The organism is Pantoea latae, assembly GCF_002077695.1.
GTDB classification, from domain to species: domain Bacteria; phylum Pseudomonadota; class Gammaproteobacteria; order Enterobacterales; family Enterobacteriaceae; genus Pantoea; species Pantoea latae.
This window is the reverse complement of the sequence record NZ_MWUE01000019.1, coordinates 53,092-78,627: the sequence shown is the minus strand read 5'-3', so window position 1 is coordinate 78,627 and position 25,536 is coordinate 53,092. Positions and strand designations below refer to the sequence as shown.

General features: G+C 60.9%; 21 protein-coding genes and 2 tRNA genes. 9 read left to right on the top strand and 14 right to left on the bottom strand.

Features of this window, described 5'->3' with window-relative positions; translation table 11 throughout:
• Positions 1 to 11 precede the first annotated feature (11 nt).
• Positions 12 to 935 carry a sugar ABC transporter substrate-binding protein gene (locus tag B2J69_RS13540; protein ID WP_081140011.1) on the bottom strand — a complete coding sequence of 308 codons (924 nt, stop codon included), beginning with the start codon at positions 933 to 935 and terminating at the stop codon, positions 12 to 14.
• A 506-nt stretch (positions 936 to 1,441) separates the two neighbouring features.
• On the opposite strand from B2J69_RS13540, the gene B2J69_RS13535 reads away from it, so the two are divergent.
• Positions 1,442 to 1,517: transfer RNA gene (locus tag B2J69_RS13535), tRNA-Asn, on the top strand.
• 167 nt (positions 1,518 to 1,684) lie between these two features.
• On the opposite strand, the gene B2J69_RS13530 is transcribed toward B2J69_RS13535, so the two are convergent.
• The 10 genes from B2J69_RS13530 to B2J69_RS13485 form a co-directional block, all read right to left on the bottom strand.
• A complete protein-coding gene (locus B2J69_RS13530) occupies positions 1,685 to 2,983 on the bottom strand; it encodes an NtaA/DmoA family FMN-dependent monooxygenase (RefSeq protein ID WP_081140009.1) in 1,299 nt (432 codons plus the stop codon).
• Complete coding sequence (locus B2J69_RS13525; protein ID WP_081140006.1) at positions 2,980 to 4,191, bottom strand: M20 family metallopeptidase; 1,212 nt, start codon at positions 4,189 to 4,191, stop codon at positions 2,980 to 2,982. The genes B2J69_RS13530 and B2J69_RS13525 overlap by 4 nt, the downstream gene beginning before the upstream one ends.
• Entirely contained in the window at positions 4,188 to 4,976 is a 789-nt protein-coding gene (locus B2J69_RS13520; protein WP_081140004.1) for an ABC transporter ATP-binding protein, read from the bottom strand. Before B2J69_RS13520 ends, B2J69_RS13525 begins: the two co-directional genes overlap by 4 nt.
• Positions 4,973 to 5,746 (bottom strand): ABC transporter permease, encoded by a 774-nt coding sequence (locus B2J69_RS13515; protein WP_081140001.1) that lies wholly within the window; start codon positions 5,744 to 5,746, stop codon positions 4,973 to 4,975. The genes B2J69_RS13520 and B2J69_RS13515 overlap by 4 nt, the downstream gene beginning before the upstream one ends.
• The gene (locus B2J69_RS13510; RefSeq protein WP_081139999.1) at positions 5,743 to 6,747 is read right to left on the bottom strand and encodes a taurine ABC transporter substrate-binding protein; all 1,005 of its coding nucleotides are present in this window, start codon (positions 6,745 to 6,747) and stop codon (positions 5,743 to 5,745) included. The genes B2J69_RS13515 and B2J69_RS13510 overlap by 4 nt, the downstream gene beginning before the upstream one ends.
• 87 nt (positions 6,748 to 6,834) lie before the next feature.
• A complete protein-coding gene (gene cuyB, locus B2J69_RS13505) occupies positions 6,835 to 7,545 on the bottom strand; it encodes a cysteate racemase (protein WP_081139997.1) in 711 nt (236 codons plus the stop codon).
• Positions 7,538 to 8,554, bottom strand: a complete 1,017-nt coding sequence (cuyA, locus tag B2J69_RS13500; RefSeq protein WP_081139995.1) for a D-cysteate sulfo-lyase — start codon at positions 8,552 to 8,554, stop codon at positions 7,538 to 7,540. Before cuyA ends, cuyB begins: the two co-directional genes overlap by 8 nt.
• 109 nt (positions 8,555 to 8,663) lie before the next feature.
• A complete protein-coding gene (locus B2J69_RS13495; RefSeq protein ID WP_081139993.1) occupies positions 8,664 to 9,320 on the bottom strand; it encodes a methionine ABC transporter permease in 657 nt (218 codons plus the stop codon).
• On the bottom strand, positions 9,301 to 10,419 hold the full coding sequence (locus tag B2J69_RS13490; RefSeq protein ID WP_081139991.1) for a methionine ABC transporter ATP-binding protein: 1,119 nt from the start codon (positions 10,417 to 10,419) through the stop codon (positions 9,301 to 9,303). The genes B2J69_RS13495 and B2J69_RS13490 overlap by 20 nt, the downstream gene beginning before the upstream one ends.
• Positions 10,420 to 10,430: 11 nt before the next feature.
• Positions 10,431 to 11,261 carry a MetQ/NlpA family ABC transporter substrate-binding protein gene (locus B2J69_RS13485; RefSeq protein ID WP_081139988.1) on the bottom strand — a complete coding sequence of 277 codons (831 nt, stop codon included), beginning with the start codon at positions 11,259 to 11,261 and terminating at the stop codon, positions 10,431 to 10,433.
• 202 nt (positions 11,262 to 11,463) lie between these two features.
• On the opposite strand from B2J69_RS13485, the gene B2J69_RS13480 reads away from it, so the two are divergent.
• The 3 genes from B2J69_RS13480 to B2J69_RS13470 all read left to right on the top strand — a co-directional run bounded on the left by B2J69_RS13480 (position 11,464) and on the right by B2J69_RS13470 (position 14,408).
• Complete coding sequence (locus B2J69_RS13480) at positions 11,464 to 12,105, top strand: TetR family transcriptional regulator (RefSeq protein WP_081139985.1); 642 nt, start codon at positions 11,464 to 11,466, stop codon at positions 12,103 to 12,105.
• Positions 12,106 to 12,178: 73 nt separating this feature from the next.
• Complete coding sequence (locus tag B2J69_RS13475) at positions 12,179 to 13,561, top strand: D-arabinono-1,4-lactone oxidase (RefSeq protein ID WP_081139983.1); 1,383 nt, start codon at positions 12,179 to 12,181, stop codon at positions 13,559 to 13,561.
• Positions 13,562 to 13,580: 19 nt separating this feature from the next.
• Positions 13,581 to 14,408: a glycosyltransferase family 8 protein gene (locus B2J69_RS13470; RefSeq protein WP_081139980.1), complete on the top strand. Its 828-nt coding sequence runs from the start codon at positions 13,581 to 13,583 to the stop codon at positions 14,406 to 14,408.
• Between the two features lie 35 nt (positions 14,409 to 14,443).
• Here the strand turns inward: B2J69_RS13470 and B2J69_RS13465 are convergent, their stop codons facing one another.
• Complete coding sequence (locus B2J69_RS13465) at positions 14,444 to 15,565, bottom strand: Gfo/Idh/MocA family protein (RefSeq protein WP_081139978.1); 1,122 nt, start codon at positions 15,563 to 15,565, stop codon at positions 14,444 to 14,446.
• Positions 15,566 to 15,894: 329 nt separating this feature from the next.
• Between B2J69_RS13465 and B2J69_RS13460 the strand changes: the two genes are divergently transcribed.
• Positions 15,895 to 15,970, top strand: a tRNA-Asn gene (locus tag B2J69_RS13460).
• Between the two features lie 250 nt (positions 15,971 to 16,220).
• The gene (locus B2J69_RS13455; RefSeq protein WP_236722730.1) at positions 16,221 to 19,826 is read left to right on the top strand and encodes an AAA domain-containing protein; all 3,606 of its coding nucleotides are present in this window, start codon (positions 16,221 to 16,223) and stop codon (positions 19,824 to 19,826) included.
• A 34-nt stretch (positions 19,827 to 19,860) separates the two neighbouring features.
• Here the strand turns inward: B2J69_RS13455 and B2J69_RS13450 are convergent, their stop codons facing one another.
• The gene (locus B2J69_RS13450) at positions 19,861 to 21,072 is read right to left on the bottom strand and encodes an MFS transporter (protein ID WP_081139976.1); all 1,212 of its coding nucleotides are present in this window, start codon (positions 21,070 to 21,072) and stop codon (positions 19,861 to 19,863) included.
• A gap of 280 nt (positions 21,073 to 21,352) precedes the next feature.
• Between B2J69_RS13450 and B2J69_RS13445 the strand changes: the two genes are divergently transcribed.
• Complete coding sequence (locus tag B2J69_RS13445) at positions 21,353 to 22,546, top strand: MFS transporter (protein ID WP_081139973.1); 1,194 nt, start codon at positions 21,353 to 21,355, stop codon at positions 22,544 to 22,546.
• Between the two features lie 33 nt (positions 22,547 to 22,579).
• Here the strand turns inward: B2J69_RS13445 and B2J69_RS13440 are convergent, their stop codons facing one another.
• A complete protein-coding gene (locus B2J69_RS13440; RefSeq protein WP_081139971.1) occupies positions 22,580 to 23,602 on the bottom strand; it encodes an LLM class flavin-dependent oxidoreductase in 1,023 nt (340 codons plus the stop codon).
• Between the two features lie 210 nt (positions 23,603 to 23,812).
• On the opposite strand from B2J69_RS13440, the gene B2J69_RS13435 reads away from it, so the two are divergent.
• Positions 23,813 to 24,871, top strand: a complete 1,059-nt coding sequence (locus B2J69_RS13435) for a fatty acid desaturase (RefSeq protein ID WP_081139969.1) — start codon at positions 23,813 to 23,815, stop codon at positions 24,869 to 24,871.
• The gene (locus B2J69_RS13430; protein ID WP_081139966.1) at positions 24,768 to 25,535 is read left to right on the top strand and encodes a phosphate/phosphite/phosphonate ABC transporter substrate-binding protein; all 768 of its coding nucleotides are present in this window, start codon (positions 24,768 to 24,770) and stop codon (positions 25,533 to 25,535) included. Before B2J69_RS13435 ends, B2J69_RS13430 begins: the two co-directional genes overlap by 104 nt.
• Position 25,536: the final 1 nt, after the last annotated feature.

Genomic DNA, 25,536 nt, shown 5'->3' with positions numbered 1-25,536 from the left:
GTCGGGATCGGTTATTTCTGATTACGGTTAACGAACTGCTGCATATTATCTTTGGTGATCAGCTGATAGGGGATATCGATGACTTTCTGCACTTTTTCGCCCTTCGCCAGCTTAACGGCGGCCTGCACCGCGCCTTCGCCCTGCCCTTTGGCGTCCTGGAACACCGTGGCGACCATCTTGCCGTTCTTCAGCATCTGCAGCGCGTCCGGGGTGCCGTCCACGCCGGCGATCAGGATATGGTTGGGGTTTTTGCCCAGCGCCTGCAGCGCGCCGATAGCCATCTCGTCGTTGTTGGAGGCGATAGCCTGAATATCGTCGCCTGCGGTCAGCCAGTTGCTGACCACGTCTACCGCGTCGTTACGCATAAATTTTGCGGTTTGCTTCTGTACCACTTTGATACCGGGATATTTCGCCACCACCGCTTCGACCCCTTTGGTACGGTCGCGCGTGGATTCGTTGGCGAGGTCGCCCATCAGAATCGCGACGTTGCCTTTGCCGTTCAGCGCCTTCGCCAGCGCTTCCATCTGCAGGCGGCCCGCCAGTTCAGAGTCCGATCCCACATAGGCCATTTTGTCGGTCAGCTCCGCCTGCGGACGGCGGTTAACGAAGATCAGCGGGATGCCCGCTTTGGTGGCCTGGTCCATGATCGGCTTGACGGCGTTGGTATCCACCGGATTGACGATGATGGCGTCGACGCCCTGGCCAATAAAGTTCTGCACCTGCTGCAGCTGCTGCGAGACATCGCCTTTAGCGTCCTCTAGCTGTCCCTGCACGCCCTCTTTCTGCATCTCTTTCTGCATCGCGGTGCGCAGGATGGTCAGGAAGTTGTCGTCAAACAGCGCCATCGAGACGCCAACGGAGAGATCTTTCGCCATCGCGGCGGCGGGCAACATGCAGGCTAACAGCGTGACAGCGAGTGTTTTTTTGATGTTCATGAGTAACCCTTATTGTCGTTAACTTGCCGACGCTGCTGATACCGCGAATGAAAAATATCTTTTACATTCACTCAACGTTGCTGGCGGATTCCGGTCTGTTTATAGAGGTAAGGCTCGGCGTTCGCGCTTTTTTGTGACCAACCCCTCCTTTTTACAATCTGTTGTTTCTGCTGGATATATTTTTAAAATCACGTTCCACTTTTTGCGAATTATTTCGGCCGTGATGATAAGCAGTTTATTTATTCCATTAATCTTGTTTTTGAAATTTTTATCATAAAAGCACTGAAACAGTTGTTTTAACATCGGCAAATAACAAAACTTTGACACGCATCTAACATCTGCGGGGAAATGCGTTTAAAGTGAGATCCTGTTGGCAGTTTGAAATCTCGCCGAATCTGTTGAAAAAGCGGCAAACCGCTGCTTTTGCGAGCGTTCAGTCGGGAAAAGTGAAATCGTGCTTTGACAAGCCAGAACGGCGTCGCTACTATTCGCCCCGTTCCAACGATTCCTCTGTAGTTCAGTCGGTAGAACGGCGGACTGTTAATCCGTATGTCACTGGTTCGAGTCCAGTCAGAGGAGCCAGATTTAGAAAAGCCCGCTCAGGGAAACCTGAGCGGGCTTTTTGCTTTTTTGGCGAGGCTGTCTGAGAAAGCTATACGTGAAGCTTACAGGGCGAGCCAGCCGGCAGTTCGATATCGCAATACAGCATAAAACAGGCACGCAGCGCGAATCAAAACGCCGCAGCGCGATTAAACCTGCGGCAGCGGCGCCAGCTCCAGGCTCGATCGGAAATCATCCCCTACATAATCACCGTCCAGCAAATCGCGTCTGCGCAATTCCGGCAGCAGCCCGTTCAGCATTAAATCCTCTTGATCCGGCTGCCCCAGGCCGTGCAGCGAAATCACATCCAGCACGCCCGCCTGATAGCGCTGTTCGATCGCGTCGGCCAGCGTTTCCGGCGTACCCGCAGTAAACCAGTGGCCGGTCTCCTCTGCTTTAATAATCAGCTCGCGCAGCGTCAGCCCCTCCAGCGCAAAGCGGCGGAAGATGGCGGCGCGGCCCTGACGGCGATGCACCTGTGCCAGCGCCGGGATCAGCGCGGCGGGCAGCGGCTGGTCGAGCGGCAGATCGCGCAGGTCGAGTTCGCCGCCCAGCATATCGGCGACGCGCAGTCTGCCCTGCTCATAGTTAATGCGCTCATGCTTTTCGCGCAGGCGGCGCGCTACGTCGGCGTCGCTCTCGCCGATAATGGCGTGGAAAGAGTTCATGATCAGCGGCGGGTTATGTTCACGACCGAAACGCCGCGCGCGCTGCTGCACGTCGGCAACAAACGTCTGCGCCGCTTCAAAGGTCGGCTGCGAGGTGTAAATCACCTCGGCAAAGCGCGCGCCGAGCGAAACGCCCGCCTCTGACTGCCCGGCCTGGAACTGAACCGGCCGACGCTGCGGCGGCGGCGGCACGTTCAGCGGCCCGGCGACCTGAAAGTAGTCGCCGCGATAGTGAATCGCCTTTAGCTTCGCAGGATCAATTCTGATGCCGCCGCTGGCGGTGCGCTGCACCGCATCGCGCTGGTTGGCGTCGAACAGCGCATTAATGACCTCAATGAATTCGCTGGCGCGTGCATAGCGCGCTTCCGGCGGCGGCAGCGCGCCCTCGCCGAAATTCTCTTCGCCAACCGATGAGGTCACCGCATTCCAGCCGGCGCGGCCGCCGCTGAGATGATCGAGCGTGCCGATCTGGCGCGCCAGATGGTAGGGATGCAGCCAGCTGGTGCTGACAGTGGCGATCAGGCCGATATGGGAGGTGGCCTGACTCAGCGCCGCCAGCGCCAACAGCGGATCCTGACTGCCGGTGGTGCCCGCCAGTCCGGCAGGATCCGCCTGCAGCAGATCGGCGGTAAAGAGGCCGGTAATCTTCTCGCGCTCGGCGATTTTCGCCAGCGCGATGGCGCGCTTAATGCCGGTATCGGGCGCGCTGTCGTTGCCTGCCGCGATAACGCTGGCCGCGCCGACCAGGGTTTTCAGTTTTCTGCGATGAGATGGCGTCACGATGCGATCCTCCTTTGAGCGGTGAAGTCCGTTTTAACGCGCTGCAGCGCGTCGGCGTCGGTCAGCAGGCGCAGCCCGACGCGCGCCAGCACGCGCGCGCCGACGATCAGCGCCTGATAGCCCTGTTCAGAATTCGCCGCTTCGCGAAACGGCACGGTATGGAAAATAAGATCGTCAGGGCCGATTTTCAGCCAGGGATGCGCCGTCGGCACCGCGTGGCTGATATCCCCCGCGTCGGTGGAGACCTTGCTGCGCTGAGGCGACAGGTCGACCTGCTCGCCCGCCGCCGTCAGCTCTTCCAGCAGCAGCGCATCAAGGGCAGGATTGAGCAGAAAGTCGCGCGGCCCGACCTGATGATCGATCACTACCCGCGTGCCGGTAGCCAGCGCCACGCCGTCGGCGATGGCGCGCAAACGCGGCTCAAGCGCCTCTACCTGCTCGCGACTGTCGGCGCGAATGTAGTAGTGCGCCGCCGCGTATTCAGGGATCACGTTCGGCGCCTGGCCGCCGTTGGTGATAATGCCGTGCACCCGCACGCCATCCGGCAGCTGCTGGCGCAGCACGCTGATGCCGTTGTAGAGCAGCACCAGCGCGTCGAGGGCATTGAGGCCTTCATGCGGCGCGCTGGCGGCGTGCGACGGCCTGCCGTAAAAATGAAAATAGAGGTGGTTATTCGCCAGCGTCGCCTCGGTAAGCCGCGTCTTCCCTGCCGGATGCGCCATCAGCGCCGCATCGACGCTGTCGAGCAGGCCCGCTTCGACAAAGCGTTTTTTCACGTTGCCTTTCGGCCCGCCCGGCCCCGCCAGACCGCCCTCTTCCGCCGGCGTGCCTAATACCACCACGCGGCCGCCGGTCTGCGGCAGCGTCTCGGCCAGCGCGATCGCCGCCGCCACGCTGGTGACGCCGATCAGATTATGGCCGCAGGCGTGGCCGATGCCGATCAGCGCATCGTACTCGGCGAGAAAGGCAACCGTCGCGCCAGGTTTGCCGCTATCTTTCACGGCATAAAACGCGGTCTCGTGTCCCGCCACGTTGCGCGTCACCGCAAAGCCCTGCGCCGCCAGCAGCTGCGTCAGCTGCTCGCTGGCGAAGTACTCGTTGTTGCCGGTTTCCGGCCGTTCGAAGATCGCCTTCGACAGCGCGACGTAGCGCGCGCCATCCCTTTCCAGGCTGTTTTCCAGCTGCTGTCGGAGCATACTCATGGTCATCTTTCCCCCTCGTTGAGCGGCGCCAGATGGCGTTTCGCCTCCTGACGCACGCGCTGTAACACATGATGTTTGATATCGCCGTAGTGCGGCTCGCTGGCCAGGGTTTCGATATCCCGCTCGCGGCCAAACGGCAGCCGGATATCCTCGACGATGCGGCCTGGACGCGCCGACATCACCAGAACGCGGTCGGCGAGGAACAGCGCCTCTTCCACGTCATGAGTGACGAACAGCAGCGTGGTCTGGGTCTCAAGCCAGGCGGCGCGCAGCAGCTCCTGCATCATCATGCGGGTCTGCGCGTCGAGCGCGCCAAACGGCTCATCCAGCAGCAGCACCTCCGGGCCAGGCAGCCAGGCGCGCGCCAGCGCCACCCGCTGCTTCATGCCGCCGGAAAGCTGCCAGGGCGCGTGATCTTCAAAGCCCGCCAGGCCGACGCGCGCCAGCCATTCGCGCGCGCGGGCGTCGACCTCTGCGCGGTTATGCTTGCGCAGGCGCGGGCCAAATGTGACGTTCTCCAGCACGTTGAGCCAGGGAAACAGGTTCGGCTGCTGGAAGATCATGCCGCGCGACGGATGCGGCTGACGCACCGGCTCGCCGCCGCACAGCACGCGCCCCTGCTGCGGCTGAGTAAAGCCCGCCAGCAGGTTGAGAATGGTGGATTTGCCGCAGCCAGAGGGGCCGAGCAGCACCACGAACTCCCCTTTGGTCAGGCTGAGGTCGATATTTTCCAGCACCGTCAGCGTCTCAAAGCGCAGCGTGACCTGCTGTAGAGAGATATGTTCGTTCATGCGTCTCTCCCGGCCCAGGGCACCAGCCAGCGCTGCAGGCCGAGCAGCAGCAGGTCGAGCAGATAGCCGATGCCGCCGAGCAGCAATATGCCGAGCATCACGATATCGGTGCGCAGATAGGCGCTGGCGTTGATCACCATCCAGCCGAGGCCGGAGTTAGCTGCCACCATTTCAGCGGCGATCAGCGAGGTCCAGCCGATGCCGATCGAGAGGCGGACGGTGGTGAAGAGATCGGGCAGCGTGTCCGGCAGCACCACGCGCAGGAAAATCTGGCGTTGGGTGGCGCCCAGCGTCTGCGCGACGCGGATCCTGGCGCGCGCCAGCCGCTCTACCGCCGCCTGGGCGCCGACCACCACGCTTAAAAAGGTGGCAATAAAGATCAGGAAAAACTTTGATGCCTCGCCGATGCCAAGCCACACCACCGCCAGCGGGATCAGAGCGATTTTCGGCAGCGGGCGCAGGAACTGCACAAAGGGATTCAGCGCCGCCGCCAGCGGCTCCGACATGCCCATCAACAGCCCGAGCGGCACGCCGAGCGCGATGGCGCAGGCGAAGGCGCCGAGCGAACGCGCCAGGCTGACGGCGATGTTCTGCCACAGCGGCACCTGACGATAGCCGTCACTCACCAGCTCCTGCGCGGTCAAACCGATGTCGGTCAGCGACGGCAGCAGCAGCGGATCGACCCACTGCCGCGTCGCCGCCGTCTGCCACAGCAGAAAAAACAGCGTCACGGAAAGTACGCTGACGCCGACTTTGCTACGCAGCCTCATGGCGCCGCGTGCGCCGCTTGCTGCAGAAAGCGCGGGTTAATGGCCGCATCCCAGTTTGCCGGAATGTCGCGCTTGCGCACTTCGCCGGTTTCAGCGAGGAAGCTGGCGGTTTTGCTCAGCGCCTGGCCGATACCGCTGGCGTCCGCATCGTTGCCCTTGCCCAGCCAGGCCGCCGTCGCCTGCTCCTGAATCGAGGGATACTCCAGCCCGGAAAGGGTATTGGCAGCGGTAGTAACCGGCGCGCCCACCTCTTTCGCCACCGTCGCGGCGGCTTGATCCGGATGTTGACGGAACTCATCCACCTTCTGCTGGTGCACGCGCAGGAAGGCGCTGACGATTTGCGGATACTGCTCGGCGAAGGCTTTACGCACCGCATAGTTGTTGTAGATCAGATAGCCATCTTTCTGCAGCTCTTTGGTGGCGAACACCTGATGGCCGCCCGCTGCCTCCAGCTGCTGCGCAAACGGCGCCCAGACGTAGCCCGCATCGATGTCGCCGCGCTGCCACGCCGCCACCATTTCCGCCGGACGCAGCGGCAGCAGCGTGATTTTGCTGCGATCCAGGTGATGCACCTTAATCGCCGCGTCCAGCGCATACTGCGAGGTGGAGTTCGGCGGATAGCCGACGCGCTTGCCCTCGAGATCGCGCAGATCCTTAATGCCCTCCTTGCCGATCAGCCGCTCGTAGCTGGCGATCACGCCAGAGACGCCGACGATCTCAATCGGCAGCTTGCGCACCAGCCCCGCCGTGGCCGGACTGGAGCCGAAGTTGGCGATATCGATGGCGTTGCTGGCGAAGTAGTTCAGCGCATCCGCGCCCGAGGCGAACTGCACCCAGTTCACTTTGGTGCCGAAGGCCTTATCCAGCGAGCCGTCCGCCTTCGCCAGCATAATGACCTGCGAGCCGCCGCTGTAGGCGATGCGCACCTCATCCGGCGTGGCGCCGTGGCTAACGCCGCTGATCAGGCTGGCCGCAAGTATCAATCCCCACTGCTTTTTCATCGTTTTTTCCTTGTTACTGTCCTGACGACAGGCAAAAGCGTGCCGCCGCACGCGCAGAACGCGTGACGTGATTTAAGTATGTTGTAATTAAGTAGAGCGCTGCTGCTGCCAGAGGCGCGCGCAGACCGCCGCCATCGCCTCCGCCGGATCGACCGCCGCGCGCGGCGGCTGCCAGCCGATAGCGCGCAGCGCCAGCGGCACTTCGGTGCAGGCCAGCACCAGCCGCTCGGCGCCGCGATCCAGCAGCGCCTGCGCCAGCCGCGCCAGCTGTTCCCCGCCCGCCGCGACATCGCCGCGCTTCACCGCATAGCAGCCAGGTACAAAATCGCTCGCCATCTCTGCCGCCGTCGGCAGCAGCGTCTCGATGTTGTGCCGCGCAAAGCGGCGCTGGAACCAGCCAGCGTCCAGCGTGCCCTGCGTGGCGATCAGGCCAACCGACGTCGGCGACAGCGCCGCCACCGCCTCTGTCGTGGCGTCGGCGATATGCAGCAGCGGCGCGCGACTGGCGGCCTGCAGCGCCTCAAACCAGTGGTGCGCGGTGTTGCAGGCGATAACGATATGGCTGGCGCCGATGCGGTTGAGCCGCTCAACGCCGTCAATCAGCTGCGGCAGCGGCGACGGGCCGCGACCCGCCAGCGCCTGCTGGCGATCGGGAATTTGCGGCACGTTCCATACCGCCATCGGGATCTGCTGCTGGTCGCTGGCGCTGTTCACCGCCCGCAGCAGCTGATACTGAAAATCAACCGCGGCGAGCGGCCCCATGCCGCCCAGCACGCCGAGCAGAAAAGGCTCAGCCATGGGCGAATCCCGCCTCCAGCGGCTGCTGATAGCCAAACAGCCCCGCCGCGCCGCCGGTGTGGATAAACACCACATTTTCATCCTGGCGGAAGCGGCCCTGACGAATAAGATCGACCAGGCCGGCGAAGCCTTTGGCGGAGTAGACTGGATCAAGCAGGATGCCTTCATGCTGCGCCAGCAGCGTCAGCGCCTCGAGCGTACCTGAGGTGGGAATGCCGTAGCCGTCGCCAACGTAGTCGCTGTTGGCCACCACCGCCTCGCGCGGCAGCGGCTGCGTCACCTCCAGCAGCTCAAGCGTCTGCGACGCCAGGTTCCAGACGTTCTGCTCTTGTTTCTCCTTCGGCGCGCGCACGCTAATGCCGAGCACCGGAATGCCGCTATTGCTGGCGAACAGACCGGCCACCAGCCCCGCCTGAGTGCCGCTGCTGCCGGTGGCGTGCACCACGTGATCGATGCGCAGACGCTGCGCCGACGACTGCCACAGCAGCTCCTGGGCGCAGGCGACATAGCCAAGCGCGCCGATCGGGTTCGAGCCGCCGCCGGGGATCACGTAAGGACGATGCCCCTGCTCGCGCAGCTGCGCGGCGTGCTGCTCCATCGCCTGCTGCATATCCGTGCCGTTGGGCAGATGGGCGATAATCTCGCCGCCCAGCAGCCTGTCGAGCAGCACGTTGCCGGAACGCTGATAGGCCTCGCCGTAGTCGCTGACGCGCTGCTCAAGAAAAACCTGCGCCTTCAGACCGAGGCGCCCCGCGCCGGCAATGGTCTGACGCACGTGGTTCGACTGGGTTGCGCCCTGAGTAATGACGATATCCGCCTTCTCCGCCAGCGCCTGCGCCAGCAGAAACTCCAGCTTGCGCGTTTTATTGCCGCCCGTGGCGAGGCCGGTGCTGTCGTCGCGCTTGATCCAGAGCTGCGGGCCGCCCAGCAGCCGGGTCAGATTGTGCAGCGGCTCCAGCGGCGTGGGAAAATGGCCCAGCGAAAGACGGGGGAAACGAGCAAGATGCATAGCGCACTCCTTGAGGTAATAAGTCACTGTTTGCAGGTACTTTATGCTCGCAGCGCGCCGATGTTTAAAAAGAAATAGTGCTATCGATTGCGGGAAAAGGCACAAGCGCCTAGTGGCGCCTGTCGATGCGCGCCACCAGCCGATCCCCCAGCCACTGAATACCGCACACCAGCACGATCAGCACCGCGATCACCGCTACCATCACCGCCGTATCAAAACGCTGATAGCCGTAGCGGATCGCCAGGTCACCCAGCCCGCCCGCGCCAATCGCGCCCGCCATCGCCGACGCGCCGATCAGCGCCACCAGCGTCACCACGAACCCAGCCAGAATGCCCGGCAGCGCTTCCGGGATCAGCACGTCCCAGACGATGCGCAGCCTGCTGGCGCCCATGGCGCGCACCGCGTCGATCAGCCCGCGATCGACATCGCGCAGCGACACCTCCGCCACGCGCGCAAAATAGGGCGTCGCGGTGATCGACAGCGGCACAATCGCCGCCCAGGTGCCGAGCGAGGTGCCGACCAGAAAGCGGGTAAAGGGGATCAGCGCCACCAGCAAAATAATAAACGGCAGCGAGCGAAAGCCGTTGATGACCAGGCCGAGCAGGCGATTGACGCCGCGATGTTCGGCGATGCCGCCTGGGCTGGTCATCACCAGGATCAGGCCGAGCGGCAGCCCGGCAAGCAGCGAAAACAGCCCGGAGATCGCCGTCATGATCACGGTTTCCCACAGCGCGTTGAGCAGCAGATCAAACATAACTGGCGACATAGCCCACCTTTTCCACCTGAGCCTGCTGCTGATGCAGCCAGGCGAGAACCCGTTGCTCATCGGCGCCGTTGCTGGCCGGGATAGCAATAAAGAAGCGCACCACCGCGTAGTGCTGAATATGGTCGACGCCGCCCTGAATCAGGCGAAACGCGCCGGGCAAGGCGCAGGCGAAGCGCGTCAGCAGCTCGCCCTGCGCCTCTTCGCCGGCGAAATGCACGCTGTAGATCGCCTCACCCTGCTTCTGCTGGCTGAGGCGCGCGGCGATGCTTTCCGGCAGCTGCGGCAGCAGTCCGCGCAGCAGCGTGCGGGTCAGCTCCTTCTGTGGATGGGCGAAGACCTGCCACACCGGCCCCTGTTCGATAATCTCTCCGGCGTCGATCACCGCCACGCGATGCGCCACCGACTTGATCACCTCCATCTCATGGGTGATCAGCAGGATGGTGATGCCGAGCCGCTGATTGAGTGCTTTCAGCAGCGTGAGGATAGATCGGGTGGTTTCGGGATCGAGCGCCGAGGTCGCCTCGTCGCACAGCAGCAGCGCCGGGCTGGCCGCCAGCGCGCGGGCAATGCCGACGCGCTGCTTTTGGCCGCCCGACAGCGCCGCCGGGTAGTGGCGCGCCTTATCCGCCAGCCCGACCAGCGCCAGCAGCTCCGCGACGCGCCGGTCGCGCTCCGCCTTCGCCATACCGGCGATCTTCAGCGGCAGCGCCACGTTTTGCGCCACGGTTTTCGCCGACAGCAGGTTGAAGTGCTGAAACACCATGCCGACGCGGCTGCGCACCGCCTGCAGCTGCTTCTCCGACAGGCCGGTGATGCGCTGGCCTTCGATTTCGATCACGCCCTCGTCGGGCTGCTCCAGGCCGTTGAGGCAGCGGATCAGCGTCGATTTCCCCGCGCCGCTGCGGCCGATAATGCCGAGGATCTCGCCCTTGCGCACCTTCAGCGACACCTGGTTCAGCGCCTGCGTCTCGCCGAAGCGGCGCGACACCTTGTGCAGGCTCACCACGCTCTCCGGCAGCGAGACCACCTGCTGCGCCTCCTCCGCGACGCCGCGCGTGGCGGCGCTGAAGGAGGCCCCGGCCTGCTCGATAACTGTCATGCTCGCTGTCCTTACCAGGCGGTTAAGCCGGTGCCTTTGTAGACCTGATCAAACACCTTTTTCACTGCGTCGTTTTGATAGGAGGCAACCAGGGTTTTGACCCAGGGCGCGTCAACGCTCTCTTTTTTCACCGCGATAAAGTTGTTGTAGGGGTTGTCTTTGACCGGCTCCTGAGCGATGCGGTCCGTTTTGGTCAGGCCGCTCTTCAGCGCCCAGTCGGTGTTGACCACCGCAGCGTCGAGATCGGGCACCGAGCGTCCGATAATGCCGGAGTCCAGCTCTTTAATCTGCACGTGGCGCGGATTGTCGGTGATATTCGCCGTGGTGGCGGCAATGCCCGCGCCAGGACGCAGTTTGATCACGCCCTGCTGCTCCAGCAGCACCAGGCCGCGCGCTTCGTTGGAGGGATCGTTCGGCACGCCGATCACCGCGCCCGCTTTCAGATCCGCCGCGGCTTTCACCTTTTTCGAATAGAGGCCGATCGGCCACACCGCCGTATCGCCGACGCGCACGATGTCGTAGTGATTAACTTTGATCTGGTTATTGAGGAAAGGCTGATGCTGGAAGGCGTTGGCGTCGACTTCGCCGTTCTGCAACGCCTCGTTCGGCTGGTTATAGTCGTTGAAGACCACGGTTTTGACCGTCAGCCCTTTCGCCGCCGCCTGCTTTACCACTTCGCGCCAGACATCTTCATCTTCGCCGCTCATAATGCCGACTTTTACCGTGGTTTTGTCGGCGGCCCAGGCTGAGGCGAACGGCGCCAGCGCCACGCCCGCCACCAGCAGCGCGGCAGAGGTAAGTGAAAGAAAGCCTTTTTTGACAACAGCCCCGGATGTGCGCATAACTATTTCCCCAAAGTGATAGTAACGTTAACTGCGGCCACCGCAGATAGCCGCAGTATACGCAGTTGCTTATATCCCCATTATGATTTTTACAGGAATACTATTCCTGAAATGAATATAAACGCGCAGCCGCTCGCGTCGCCAAACGACCCTGGCGCGCTGTGATACCATGCCGGTTTGATTTTCCTTGTTACTGAGCGCTATGTCCGACACCACACCCAAACGCAAAAACGACCCTGAAGGGCTAAAAAAACGTATTCTCGCCGGCGCGCTGACTACCTTCGCCGAGTACGGCATGCAGGGCGCGCGGCTGGAGCAGATCGCCGAAAACGCGCAGACCACCAAACGCATGGTGATCTACCATTTCGGCAGCAAAGAGAAGCTCTATATCGAGGTGCTGGAGCAGGTCTATCAGGCGATTCGTCAGCATGAGACCGGCCTGAACCTGGCCGCGATGGAGCCGGAGCTGGCGATGAGCAAGCTGGTGGAGGCGAGCTTCGACTATCACGTCTCTCATCCCGATTTTATGCGGCTGGTCTGCACCGAAAACCTGCTGCGCGGCCGCTATATCAGCCAGTCGCCGCGTATCAAAGCGCTGAACCGCAGCGCACTCGACGTGCTGGAGGATATTCTGACGCGCGGCCAGCGCCAGGGGATCTTTATCCGCGAGGTGGAAACCATCGACGTGCACCGCCTGATCAGCAGCATCTGCGTGCATCACGTCTCCAACCGCTACACCTTCAACGCGCTTTTTAGTCCGGACAACAGCGAAGAGGAGAGTATCCGCCGCAATCGCCAGCTGGCGGTGACGGCAACGCTGCGCTACATCCGTAAATCGGTTTAAGGGAAGCGACAACGCTGTGATGGGCTACGCTTAACTGACGTAAATTTTCCGACCTCAACACAGGAACGCAGTCGTGAGCAGAGACGTCGAACGTTATCCCCTTCGCAACACCACCCTCAGCGCCGAGGACGCGTCGCTGTGGAACTGGGCGCAAAACGCCCGCGTTGGCAGCCGCCAGCAGCTCCATCAACCGCGCAGCGAAGCGGAGCTGCAGCAGCTGCTGCGCAGCACCCAGGGCCGCGTGCGCGTGATGGGCAGCCGTTTGTCGCCGGGCCGCATGCTGGCGGTCGAAGAGGATGAGGTGCTGGTGGATATCAGCGCCCTGACGGGCCTGCTGGCGCAGGACGCCGAGAGCGTCACCGTGGCGGCGGGCACCTCCCTTAACGACCTCTATATTCAGCTTACCGCGATGGATCGCATGCTGGCCGCGTCGCCAGGCGTGATTGCGGTGCAAAAGCTGGCGGGCGCGATGGCGACCGGCACCCACGGCCAGGGGCTGCATCAAAGCTCGCTGGCGGACGAGGCGCTGCGCATTCGCATGGTGCTGGCCGACGGTTCCGTGCGCGAATTCACCCGCGGCGAGCCGGACTTTCCCGCCGCGCAGGTGACGCTCGGCGCGCTCGGCATCGTCACCGCCGTCACGCTGCGCACCCAGCCCTTCCGCATCTATACCTGCCATAAAAACGCCGTGACGGCGGACACCCTTGAGCAAGATCTGCTGCGCTGGAATCAGGAATATGCGCTCAGCAAGGCCTGGTGGTTCGTCGACGACAATCTGATGCACGTCTGGAATGCCCGTGAAGCCAGCGCGCAGGAAAGCGCCGAGTGGCAGGCGAACGGCCGCGAGGTGGTGAAGCATGACGATCGGGGCGACGATAGCCTGAACAGCACCATCGACCAGACGCTGGAGCAGATGCACCGTGACACCCAGATCCACGGCAAAGGCGGCAAGCAGTTCCGCACCGTGACCCGCTTTCGCGACTTTACCGACGTCACCGGCGATATCTATCAGCTTTTCTGCCGCGGCATCGCCGTGCCGCAGATCAACGTCGAGATCGGCGTGCCGCTGTCGCGCACGCCCGCGGTAATCAGCAAAATCAAACGCTGGTACGCCGCTAACCGGCCGCATATGCACTATCCGATCATTCTGCGCTGCACCGGCGCCTCTGAGGCCTGGCTCAGCCCGGCCTACGGCGAGCCGACCTGCTTTTTTGGCTTTGTGGTCTACTACGCCGATGACGGTTCGCTGTCGCAGGATGGCCTGCACTTTCTGACCGAAGTGGAGAAGCTGCTGGCGGAAGAAGGCGGCCGACCGCACTGGGGCAAATATTACGACGCCAGCCGCTATAGCTGGCGCGACGTCTATCCGCACTGGGATGATTTCCGCGCGCTGAGCCGCGAGCTGGATCCGCAGCGCCGCTTCAGCAACGATTATCTGACCGCGCTTTTTGACTGACTTTCACAGGGAGAGAACCATGTTTGCATGGGTTACGCTGCTGACGCAGCCCGATTATCTGGTGGGCGTGAAGGCGCTGCACCGTTCACTGAAGCAGAGCGGCACGCGCTGGCCGCTGATCGTGATGACCACCGAGGCGATCCCGCTGGCGGATCGCGAAGCGCTGCAGGCGGAAGGCTGCGTGGTGCATCCTGTCGATCCGATCTATCCCAATAGCGCGCTGGAGCAGCACTACGCCTCGGCGCAGTTCGGCGAAGTCTGGACCAAGCTGCGCGCCTGGCAGCTCACCGACTGCGAACGCGTGGTGTTTCTTGACGCCGATATGCTGGTGCTGCAGAACATGGATGAGCTGTTTACCCTCGATCTGGGCGACAACCTGCTGGCGGCCTGTCACGCCTGCCGCTGCAACCCGAATCAGATCGCCTCCTATCCTGCCAGCTGGCAGCCGGAAAACTGCCACTACACCTGGCAGGATCGCGGCGAGCCGGCGCCTGTTCTGCTGGATAACTACCTGAACGGCGGGTTTCTGGTGCTGACGCCGGACAATAAGGTCTTTGAGCAGCTGGCGGACCGCGTGGCCGCGATTGTGGATCTCAAGGCGTATCCCTTCTCGGAGCAGGATCTGCTGAACGAGGCGTTTCATGGACGCTGGCTGCCGCTCTCCTATATCTACAACGCACTGAAAACCCTGCCGTTCCAGCACAGCCGCATGTGGAAAGAGAGTGAGGTGAAGAACCTGCACTTTATTCTGGCGAAGCCCTGGAAGCGCGATTTGCAGCAGCCGGAAGGCGAACGCGACCGCTACTATGCGCTGGATAAGCTCTGGTGGGAGAAAGCCGCAGGATAATGATGGGGGCGCGCGGCGTCGCGCGCCCTTTCCAGCTATACCGCCTGCCAGCGCCGCTCAGCGGCCGACAGCGCAATCGCCTCCAGCACCTTCTGCACCTGCAGCCCTTCGGCAAAATCGGGCCACAGGCGATCGCCCGCCGCGATGCCGTTGATTAAGTCCCGTATCTCCACCGTTTTTTGATCGTTAAAGCCGATGCCGTGCCCGGCCGAGACGCAGAAGTTGGCGTAGTCGGGATGCGCCGGCCCGGTGAGGATGGTTTTAAAGCCCTGGCGCCCCGCCGGGTCGTCGTGCAGATAGAGTTCCAGCTCTGCCATGCGCTCCTGAGTATAACGCAGCGTGCCTTTGGTGCCGGTGACCACATAGGTCAGCCCCATTTTGCTGCCGCAGGCGATGCGCGAGGTCTCAATCACGCCGTGCGCGCCGTTGCGAAAGCGCAGCAGCGCGCTGGCCTGGTCTTCGTTCTCCACCGGCAGCTGACGGCTCGCATCTTTTGCGTCGGGACGGGTTTTGATCACCGTCATCATATCGCCGCTCACCTCTTCGATATCGCCCACCAGATAGTGCGCCATATTGACGATATGCGCCGCCAGATCCCCCAGCGCGCCGAGGCCCGCCAGCGCCTTCTGACAGTGCCAGTCGAGCGGCGTCTCCGGCTTCGCCAGATAATCTTCGTTGTGGGTGCCGTAGAAGTGCACCACCTCGCCGATTTCGCCGCGCGCGATGATCTCTTTCGCCAGCTGGCTGGTGGGGTTCTTCATGTAGTTAAAGCCCACCAAGGTTTTGACGCCAGCGGCCTGCGCCGCCTGCACCATCTCCTCTGCATCGGCCACCGACAGCGACAGCGGCTTTTCCGAGTAGACATGTTTGCCGTGGCGAATCGCCTCCAGCGCCATCTCTTTATGCAGAAAGTTGGGCGCGCAGATATCCACCACGTCGATGGCGGGATCGCGCACCAGCTCGCGCCAGTCGCCGGTGGAACGCGCGAAGCCAAAGGCGGCGGCCTGCTTCTGGGCTAGCGCCGGATTCACCTCCGCCAGCATCTCGCGCACGATTTCGCCTTTAAGGGCAAAGACCGTCGGCGCCTGCGCGTAGGCGATAGCGTGACAGCGTCCGATATAGCCGCTGCCGATCATGCCGATCCTGACTCTGTTCATCCACCGCCCTCTTATTTCATAATGAGATTTTTACGGAATATACATTCCAAAAAATCCACGAACAAACGGCAGAGATAAGAAGTGTGAGCGACTTTGAAATCTTTATCTTGCGGCAGAAACCGCGCGCTTTAGCGGCCTGGAACGGCGCGTGACGCCAGCTAAATTTTTTCATTACGCTGGACAGAGGAAAAAAAGGTTCATTATACGCCGGGCGCCTGCTCCGCCGGGCGCGCCGCCTGTGGCGTTTATTTCAGCAGTTGGACAATTTTGTGAAAAAGGGCTTTGACATGGCCGATGCAGGTCGATAATATGCGCCCCGTTCAAGCGATTCCTCTGTAGTTCAGTCGGTAGAACGGCGGACTGTTAATCCGTATGTCACTGGTTCGAGTCCAGTCAGAGGAGCCATATTTAAGAAGCCCGCTCAGGGAAACCTGAGCGGGCTTTTTGCTTTTCCCGTTTTAAGTTTCTGCATTGCCCTGCTTCATTAATAACAGCGCAGCGCGAAATTCTGAGGGTGAAGCGAAATTTAATAATATGTTGTAACTAGAATGTTCTGGCCGTTTTAGAGGGAACAATTAGCGGCTTTAAACATTACCTCTATGTTATTCTGTCACCATCAATATCAGGGAGATACTCAGGTTAAGGTTTATTTAGCATGATGCAAAACTCATCAAGGAACATCCTCTCAGCGTGGCATGACTATGTAAAATTCAGTGGCGCGGAAAAAAGCAAAATATCAGCCAGCCAGGTGCATGAATATCAACAATTGATGCTTAGCGGAAATAATTGTGCAGAAAACCAGAGCGGTTTAATCGTTAGTGTGTCGCCTGAAATGCGCGAAAACTGGCGCAAGCGTTTCGTTAAATATGGCGAAAAGGGTGAAATTACTCATATTGAGCCTGTCAATCTACTGTTTCCGCTGCTGCGCTGCACTGAACAGGAGCGTGGTAAAACCATTGTAAAATACCTGCCGCTGTTTTCTTTTCCCCTGCCAAAATCATTCTTTGAGCAAGAGACAACTTCACTTCTGATTCCTGTTAAAGACGGACAGCTTGTAAGCGCGTTCCCCTTTGCCTTTCGTGAAATCTTTGGGATCCAGCTGGATGAGCTTGGTGAAAATCGCCATATGATGAGTATCGTCAGCGCTCTCACCGGCTGTAAATATGACACTTTTCTTGAGTCGTTTGAGGCACTTCTGTTATGGGTTACTCAGCATTCAAACCGTAAATTTCAGGGAATTGAAACGGCGTTTAATGCCCTGGTTGCTCCCCTGCATAATGAAGATTACAACCTTAAGCGTGATGAGGAAGATTTTACCTGGCTCTGTAATATGGCAGTCGGTGATTTTCCCCTACTGGAACAGTATCTCAACCATATTCACCATGACGATAATGCGCCCGATATTTACGATGTGGTGACGGGTGGTTTGTTTGAAACACACTATCCGTTAGGTCATGGACAGATGGCTGCCATTCAGGCTATTAATCAGGATGAACGTCTGATCGCTGTTCAAGGCGCACCTGGTACCGGGAAAACCACGCTGTTCAAGTCGCTTATAGCACAACAACTGGTTGCCCGAGCGCTGTCGATCGCTGACGGGAAAGACCAGAATTTCGGAATGCTGGTCACTTCCACAGCAATAAAAGCAGTTGAAAATATCATTGATGACCTGCGTGCCGATCCGGTCACGCAGGATCTTGACTGGTTATGGTTTCATAGCGGTTCAAACGATCAGGTACAGCATGAACTTGCCAGGCTTGAACGACTTATCAGTCGCTGGCGACAGGAGAGCTATGACGAACAGCAACAGCGCGATTTTTTAGCTGTTTTAATCAGACATCGTAACGAATTAGATGCCTGTTACCGGGCATATCTAAATGCAAAAGTGAGCGTGATACAGTCGGCTACGGATTGTGGGCTACATACCATCAATGCAGAAGAGCTTACCCCGCGCTTTATGGATAATATTCCTTCGCTCGCGGCTCACGCGCAGCTACTCGGAATTGACATCTCACTACATCATCCCAATGACCTCGACGCCTTAGCCTGTCAGCTAGAGCAGCGCCTCCAGGAAATCCGCTCGATAAAAACGCAGCGTCAACAGGCTGGCAGATTTTACCAGACGTTGCAGGCGACCTGGCCTCAGCCGCATAGCCTGGACCAGATACTGCGATGGATGAATTCACCGCTACGCCCGGCGCTGGAGCTTCATTACCGTGACTACCCGCGAAAAGGAATAAAGCGCTACCTGGTCCGTTTTTTCAAAGGGAAATATCAGTCAGGGTTGCAGCAAATGAGCCTTGCTGCGCCAGAAGACTTTCAGCACTTCAGTCTTTTTACCCTGACCCATCATGAGTTGGCGGCACTGGCTGATGCTGGAGACAGGCTGGCACATCAGGAAGATAATCTGGCATTACTGGAGGTGCTCCTGCATGCAGAACCCGAAGCTCAATATGAAGCCGATCTCATGACCCTGAGTAGTAACGTGGCAAAAATGCAGAAGCAATGGCGCCAGGTTATCCGGGCGCAACAGCTAATGGCAACGTATCAACAGGATTATCCGGAAGGTAGCTGGTGCGATATTTTGCGTAAACGCTTCATCAGACCACACCGGGAAATGTTTGAAGCCGCTATCGGCTATCTCTGGCAGGAACAACTCAGGCGTAAAATTGAACTGGAAGAGGTGCTGACTCACTGGCGAGCATTAATGAGCAGACGCACCAGTGCGGGCTATTATCGCTGGCTGGATAAGCTGGATGAGTTTTATCGCGCACTCTCACTGGTCTATCCGGTCATGGCAACCACGCTAGTTTCCGCCTGGAAAGTCGCAGGCTATCGTAAGCTCGAAGAGCTTAAGGGGCATAAACCCTGGCATCTGGCATTATGCGATGAGGCAGGCATGATCTCGCTCGAATCTATGGTACCGCTGTTAAGCCGCAGCGAAAAAGCGATGATTGTCGGCGATCCCTTGCAAATCGAGCCCATTAGAAATCTATCGGAAAATTTGCAAAAACAGCTACGTGAACGTCATTTCGCCAGCAACAATACCTTATATGAGCGGGTTTCACCTGCTAGCGTTACCGGCTGGCATCGTGCGGCAGGGACACCTTCCGGGCGGGTAGATGATACCGGCAACGGCATTATCCTTGATGAGCATCGCCGGTGTCAGAAACCGATTGCCGACCTCTTTATCCGGCTGGCGGGTTATCATGGCGTTAGCGTGGAAACAGCCTCTCCTTCTGAACGCATAGCCAGCGCCTTTGAGAAATCGGGTGGCCATCATTTGATGTTCTACGGCGTTGAGGGCCAGAAAGGCGATATGGTCAACACCAATGTAGATGAAGTCGATGCTATTGAGCTGCTTCTTAATAAACTGGAGGAATGCGGTTACGATTTGACCGCCGATGTTGGCATCGTCACGCCCTATAGCAATCAGAAGTCATTATTGATTAAGCGCCTTGCCCAGCGTATGAATCACTGGCACAAAAACTGCATTGGTACAGTACATCAGTTCCAGGGCGTAGGCTTTGAGGTCATAATTTATAGCCCGGTAATTTTTCATCCTCTCGATAAGCCAGCTTTTCAAAACGACGCGCCGAACATGTTGAACGTTGCCGTTTCCCGCGCTAAACAGCAATTTATCGTGGTGGGTAATCATCACAGGCTGCGTCAGGCAGGCGGATATCTAAAAATTCTTGCGGACAGCGTTGCTGAAGATTTTCTTCTTGAACAGGGTAGCCAGCATCCGAATTTTGCCAGCCTGAGCCAGACTCCGCGTCTACAGCGTTATTATCGCGACTGTGAACATATCGCCGCATTCAGTGCCCTGGCGAGCCGGTGTGAGCAGGAACTGGTTATTATTACTCCCTGGATCCGCCGAGGAGGCAGCCAGTATCAAAGGCCAGAACTGGCGCAACTGATAGCAGCACAGCAGCGTGGCATTAGGGTGAAGGTTTATTACGGCTACTATCATCAGCGTCTGGATCGTGCAGAAGATAATGATGAGTCCCTGGTTGCTGAGTATCGAGAAAAGCTTGGAAAAGAAAATGTTATCCGGTTGACGGAAGGGACGCATGAAAAGGTAATAATGATCGATGGCCGCTACATCGTTCTTGGAAGCTGGAACTGGCTGTCTCATGGCTACCATTATAGCTGCGAGCGTAGCGAACAGTTCATTCATGCTATTCGTCATGAGATTAGCGCAGAGCTGGATGATGCTTCGCTGGTGAAGGAGCTGAGAGAGAGGTTAACGCTGGAATAGCATTTCGGTTTGAAAGTTGTGGTTGTTGTCTTCGCTACTCACTCTGCACTAACCTCCGGATCCCCGGCACCAGACAGGCCGCCAGCGTTGCCGCCAGCACCGCCGCCGCGCAGCTCAGCAGCACCGTCTGGTTGCCGAAGCGCATCGCCAGCGGTCCCGCCGCCAGTTCGCCGAGCGGGATCGTGATAAAGGACCCCATCGCGTCGTAAGCGTAAACCCGCGCCAGCCGGTCGCGCGGAATATGGGTTTGCAGCGCCTGTGCCCAGATCACGCCGAACTGGCCGAACCCCATGCCGGCGATGCAGAACGCCACCATCAGCCAGGCCGCCGATGCGCCGCCCGCCAGCAGCAGCATGGGAAAGGCGCAGAGCGCCACCAGCATCACGCCGGTGAACATCGCGCGGCGCGGCCGCCAGCGCAGCGCAATGCCGGAGCCGATAATCAGCCCGACGCTTTGCGCCGCGATCATCATGCCCCAGCGGGCACGACCAAAGGCGCTGTCGGCAATCACCGGTCCCAGCACCAGCACCATGCCGGTAAAGGCGGCGTTGACCACCGCGAACTGCGCCACCACCGCCCAGACCCAGCTGCGCGAGGTAAACTCTCTCCAGCCGTCGCGCAGATCCTGCCACAGCGTAGTGTGTGAATCCGCAGGCTGCGCGCCGGTGCGCACCGCGTAGTAGAGCGGCGCCGCCAGCGCGAAGCCGAACGCGTCCACCGCCAGCCCCCAGCCTGCGCCCAGGGTACTGGTGAGAATGCCGCCCAGCGACGCGCCGATAATGGTGCCGGCGTAAACGCCCGACTGGATAAAGGCGTTGGCCTGACGCAGCTTTTGCAACGGCACGGTTTGCGGCACCAGCGCCGACGAGGCGGGCAGCGCGATGCCCGCCGCCGCGCCGTTAACCGCGCTCAGCATCGCCAGGCCAGTCAGCGTCGCGGCGCCCTCCAGCACCAGCCAGGCGACGCAACCCTGCGAAAGCGCGGCAACCACAGAAGAGAGCAGCAGCACCCGATTGCGCGAGTAGCGATCCGCCAGCACGCCGCCGAACAGCAAAAACAGCACGTTGAACAGCGAGCGCGCCGCCACCACCATGCCGAGATCGGCGGCGGAACCGCCCATATCCAGCACCGCGAAGGCGAGCGCCACCGGCGCGACGCTGTTGCCCAGCACCGTCAGCGTGCGGGCGAAAAAGAGATGGCGGAACGGCGCGGAGTGAAAGACGTGACGCGGGGCGTTAAGCTTCATGGCCGCGCCCCCGGCTCTCTGTTGTCATCCTGATGCTGCTGATAGTGCCTCCCTGCCGCTGGCTGATAACTGTTCACCAGGATCATAACCGGAGTCAGGCGCGCTGCCCAGACAGAACCCGCCTGTTCGGCAGACTTTGTGGCCGCCGACACCGATCGTCAACCAGGCCGTATGCGCCGCCGCCTGTCGCCCGGTGACCGAATAAAGGCGGTGCTGCCCCTCGCGTCGCGCCATTTTTCGATTATTCTCCTGTACATCCGTACCACAAACAGGAGTCGTGATGACGCCTCAACAGCAATCCCGTGGCAAGTGGGCTATCTTCGGCCTGATGTTTATTCCCGGCTTTACCTGGGCCTCCTGGGTCAGCCGCACGCCGTTTATGCGCGACACCCTGCACGCCTCTACCGAGCTGATGGGCATGATCCTGTTCGGCTTCTCCTGCGGATCGATGCTCGGCGTGCTGCTGGCTGGCAAGCTCATTGCCCAGCTCGGCACGCGGCGCGTAATGCGCTACGGCATCGCGCTGCTGCTGAGCGGGCTGGTGCTGATGGCGCTCGGACTGGCGTTCGCCACCGCGTGGGGCGTTTTTGCCAGCCTGCTGCTGCTTGGCTGCGGCACGGCCTTAATGGATGTGGTGATCAACGTTGAGGGCGCCGCGTTCGAACGGGCGCTGGGCCGCTCCATCATGACCACCATTCACGGCTTCTTCAGCCTCGGGACGCTGGCAGGCGCGCTGGCCGGCCTGTTGATGACCGCGACGGCGATAAGCACCAGCGCCCATTTTGCCGCGGTGCTGCTGGCCAACCTGCTGATTGTCGCCGTGGCGCTGCGCCATCTGCCTGCGACCAGCGACGGCGAGCGCAGCGAACAGGCGCACGGCGGCAGCTTTCTGGCGCAGGTGCGCCATGAGCTGCGCGATCGCCAGCTGCTGATCCTCGGCGTGGTGATCCTGGCGATGGCGCTGGCGGAAGGCTCCGCCAACGACTGGCTGCCGCTGCTGATGATCGACGGACATAACCTGAATCACACCCAGGGCACGCTGGTTTACGCCGGCTTCACCGCCGGCATGACGCTGGGCCGCTTTCTCGGCGGCTATGTGGTGGACCGCATCGGCCGCGTCTGGATGCTGCGCGTCAGCGCCTTCTCCGCCGCGTTCGGTCTGCTGCTGGTGATTTTCTCCGATAATCCGTGGCTGGCGGCGGCCGCCGTGCTGTTCTGGGGCGTCGGCGCGGCGCTCGGCTTTCCGCTCACGGTGTCAGCAGCGGGCGACGGCCACAACAGCGCGATCCGCGTCACCATCGCGGCAACGCTGGGCTACCTGGCGTTTCTGGTGGGGCCGCCGGGACTCGGCTTTATCGGCGAACACGCCGGGCTGCGCATGGCGATGCTGCCGGTGCTGGCGCTAGTGGTGGCGGCACTGTTCTGCGCCGGCGCGGCAGAGGGTCGAAAAGCGCTGGCGCAGCAGACAGGCTAAAAAAAACGGCGGCCGAGGCCGCCGTTTTCACGTTTAGCGCCAGCCTAATTCCGGCGCGACATATTTCAGAATCGCTTCGATCACGTGCGCGTTATAGGCGACGCCGAGCTGGTTTGGCACCGTCAGCAGCAGCGTGTCCGCCTCGGCGATTGCCTCATCCTGCGCCAGCTGCTTGATCAACGCCTCCGGCTCCGCCGCATAGCTGCGGCCGAAAATGGCGCGCGTTTTCTCGTCAAGGAAGCCAACGGAATCCTGCTCCTGGCCGCTGCGACCGAAGTAGGCGCGGTCCATATCGTTCACCAGCGCAAAAATGCTGCGGCTCACCGAGACGCGCGGCTCGCGCTTGTGCCCCGCCGCTTTCCAGGCTTCGCGGTAGGCGCGGATCTGCTTCGCCTGCTGCACGTGGAACGGCTCGCCGGTTTCGTCATCTTTCAGCGTCGAGCTTTGCAGGTTCATGCCCATTTTTGCCGCCCACTCCGCCGTGGCGTTGGAGCCGGATCCCCACCAGATGCGCTCGCGCAGCCCCTCTGAGAACGGCTCAAGGCGCAGCAGGCCCGGCGGGTTCGGGAACATCGGCTGCGGATTCGGCTTAGCGAAGCCTTCGCCGCGCAGCACCTCTAAAAACGCTTCCGTGTGGCGACGGCCCATATCGGCGTCGGTTTCGCCCTCCTGCGGCGCATAGCCGAAGTAGCGATAGCCTTCAACCACCTGCTCCGGCGAGCCGCGGCTGATGCCAAGCTGCAGGCGGCCGTTGCTGATCAGGTCCGCCGCGCCGGCGTCTTCCGCCATGTAGAGCGGATTCTCATAGCGCATATCGATCACGCCGGTGCCGATCTCAATTTTGCTGGTGCGCGCGCCGACCGCCGCCAGCAGCGGGAACGGCGAGCTGAGCTGACGCGCAAAGTGGTGCACGCGGAAGTAGGCGCCGTCCGCGCCCAGCTCTTCAGCCGCGACCGCCAGGTCGATAGACTGCAGCAGCACATCCTGCGCAGAGCGGGTGGCGGACTGTGAAGAAGGGGTCCAGTGACCGAAAGATAAGAAGCCAATATTTTTCATGATTCAGTTCCTTGCGCGGGCAGCCTGTGCCCCGGCGTGAGAGAGAAGAGTCGATAGGCAAAGGTTACGTCAGCCGTCTCTCGACTGATAGCCAATAGTTTTCAACCGTATCATCAAGATTTTCGACATAAGTAAGAGAGAGAAGATCTTTCTCTTTTTCATCGCCTTCACGCATGTTGTGCTGAATTTCATCACACTCGGCAGGTTGCCATGACAAGAGGATCGTCCGCGTATCTCGACGCGCAGCAGCGCGCGCACATTCATCGCTGGCGTAAGAGCTGGCTGTGGCGCAGCGAGCTGCCCACCTGGCTGCTGATGGCCACCATCTACGGCGGCTGGTTCGCCACGCTGGCGCACTGGCGAACGCTGGGTCTGTGGCCCGCCACGCTGCTGCTGATCCTTTTTACCTGCTGGTATCTGTCGCTGCAGCATGAGCTGATCCACGGCCATCCGACGCGCTTCCCGCGACTCAACCAGCTGTTCGGCACGCTGCCGCTGGCGGTGTGGTATCCCTACGGGCTTTACCGCGATTCACATCTGGCGCACCACCGCAACCACAGCCTGACCGATCCCGACGAGGATCCGGAAACCTACTATCTGTCGCCGGCGCGCTGGGCGCGGCTGCGTCCGTGGCAGCGTCAGGCGATCCACCTGCGCAACACCTTTCCCGGTCGGCTGCTGCTGGGGCCGCTGCTGGATATCGCCGCCACGCTGCGGTCGCTGCTGCTGGCGTTCTGTCGGGGCGAAGGACGCGCCATCGCCATGTGGGTGATCCATCTGCTGCTGCTGGCGGGGCTGTTTCTCCTGATGGCGCGCCAGGGCTTTTCGTCGCTGTGGTTTGTGCTGGCGGTGAGCTATCCCGCGCTGATGCTGACCAAGGTGCGCTCGTTTTACGAACACCGCGCCGCTGCCGATCCGCTGGCGCGCTCGGTGAATAACGAGGCGGGCTGGGCGTGGCGCCTGCTGTTTCTTAATCTTAACTATCACGCGGTGCATCACGACCTGCCCGGCCTGCCGTGGTATGGTCTGCGCAGGGTCTATCTGCTGTGGCGCGACGACTATCACCAGCGCAACCGCGGCTTTCGCGCGGCGGGCTACGGCGAATGGTGGCGGCGCTTCTCGACCCGCCCCGTGAACGTTAACGCCCATCCGGGCTGGCAACAGGATGCAGAGCATGAAGCGCCTTGCGTTACCGATGTACGACATTCACCACCCCGACACCCAGGCGCTGAGCGCAAAGCTGGCGCAGCGATTACAGGCGGATGTTGAGTGGCCAGAGGATCTGATGAAACACTGGCGCGCCAGCGATCTGCTGCTGAGCCAGACCTGCGGCTACCCGCTGATGACGCAGCTGCCAGAGGTGCAGCTGGTCGGCGCCTTTACCCTTAGCGCGCCGGGCTGTGACGGTGCACGCTACCGCAGCTGGCTGGTGGCGCGGGCGGAGGATGAGGATCGCGCGCTGGCGGATTTTCGCGGCCGCCGCGCGGTGGCCAACAGCCTCGATTCCCACTCCGGCTACAACGCGCTGCGCTACCTGATCGCGCCGCTGGCGCAGGATGGCCGCTTTTTTAGCGTCACGACGCTGAGCGGCAGCCATCGCCAGTCGCTGGCGGAGCTGCGCGCCGGGAAAGCGGATATTGCGGCGATTGACTGTGTAACCTGGGCGCTGCTGCGCCGTCACGCCGCGCAGGAGCTGGCGGGCCTGGCGATTATCGGCGAAACCCCGCTCTGCCCTGCGCCGCCGCTGATTACCTCCGCCCAGACGGATGCGCAGACGCTGGCGACGCTGCGTCGTGAATTAGCCCGGCTGGCAGAAGAGAAAGCGGTGCGCGCCAGTTTTATTACCGGCTTTATCGTGCCGAAGCGCGAGGCGTATCAGGAAATCACGCGCTGGGAGGAGCAGGCCGCCGCGCTCGGCGTGACGGCGCTGTAGC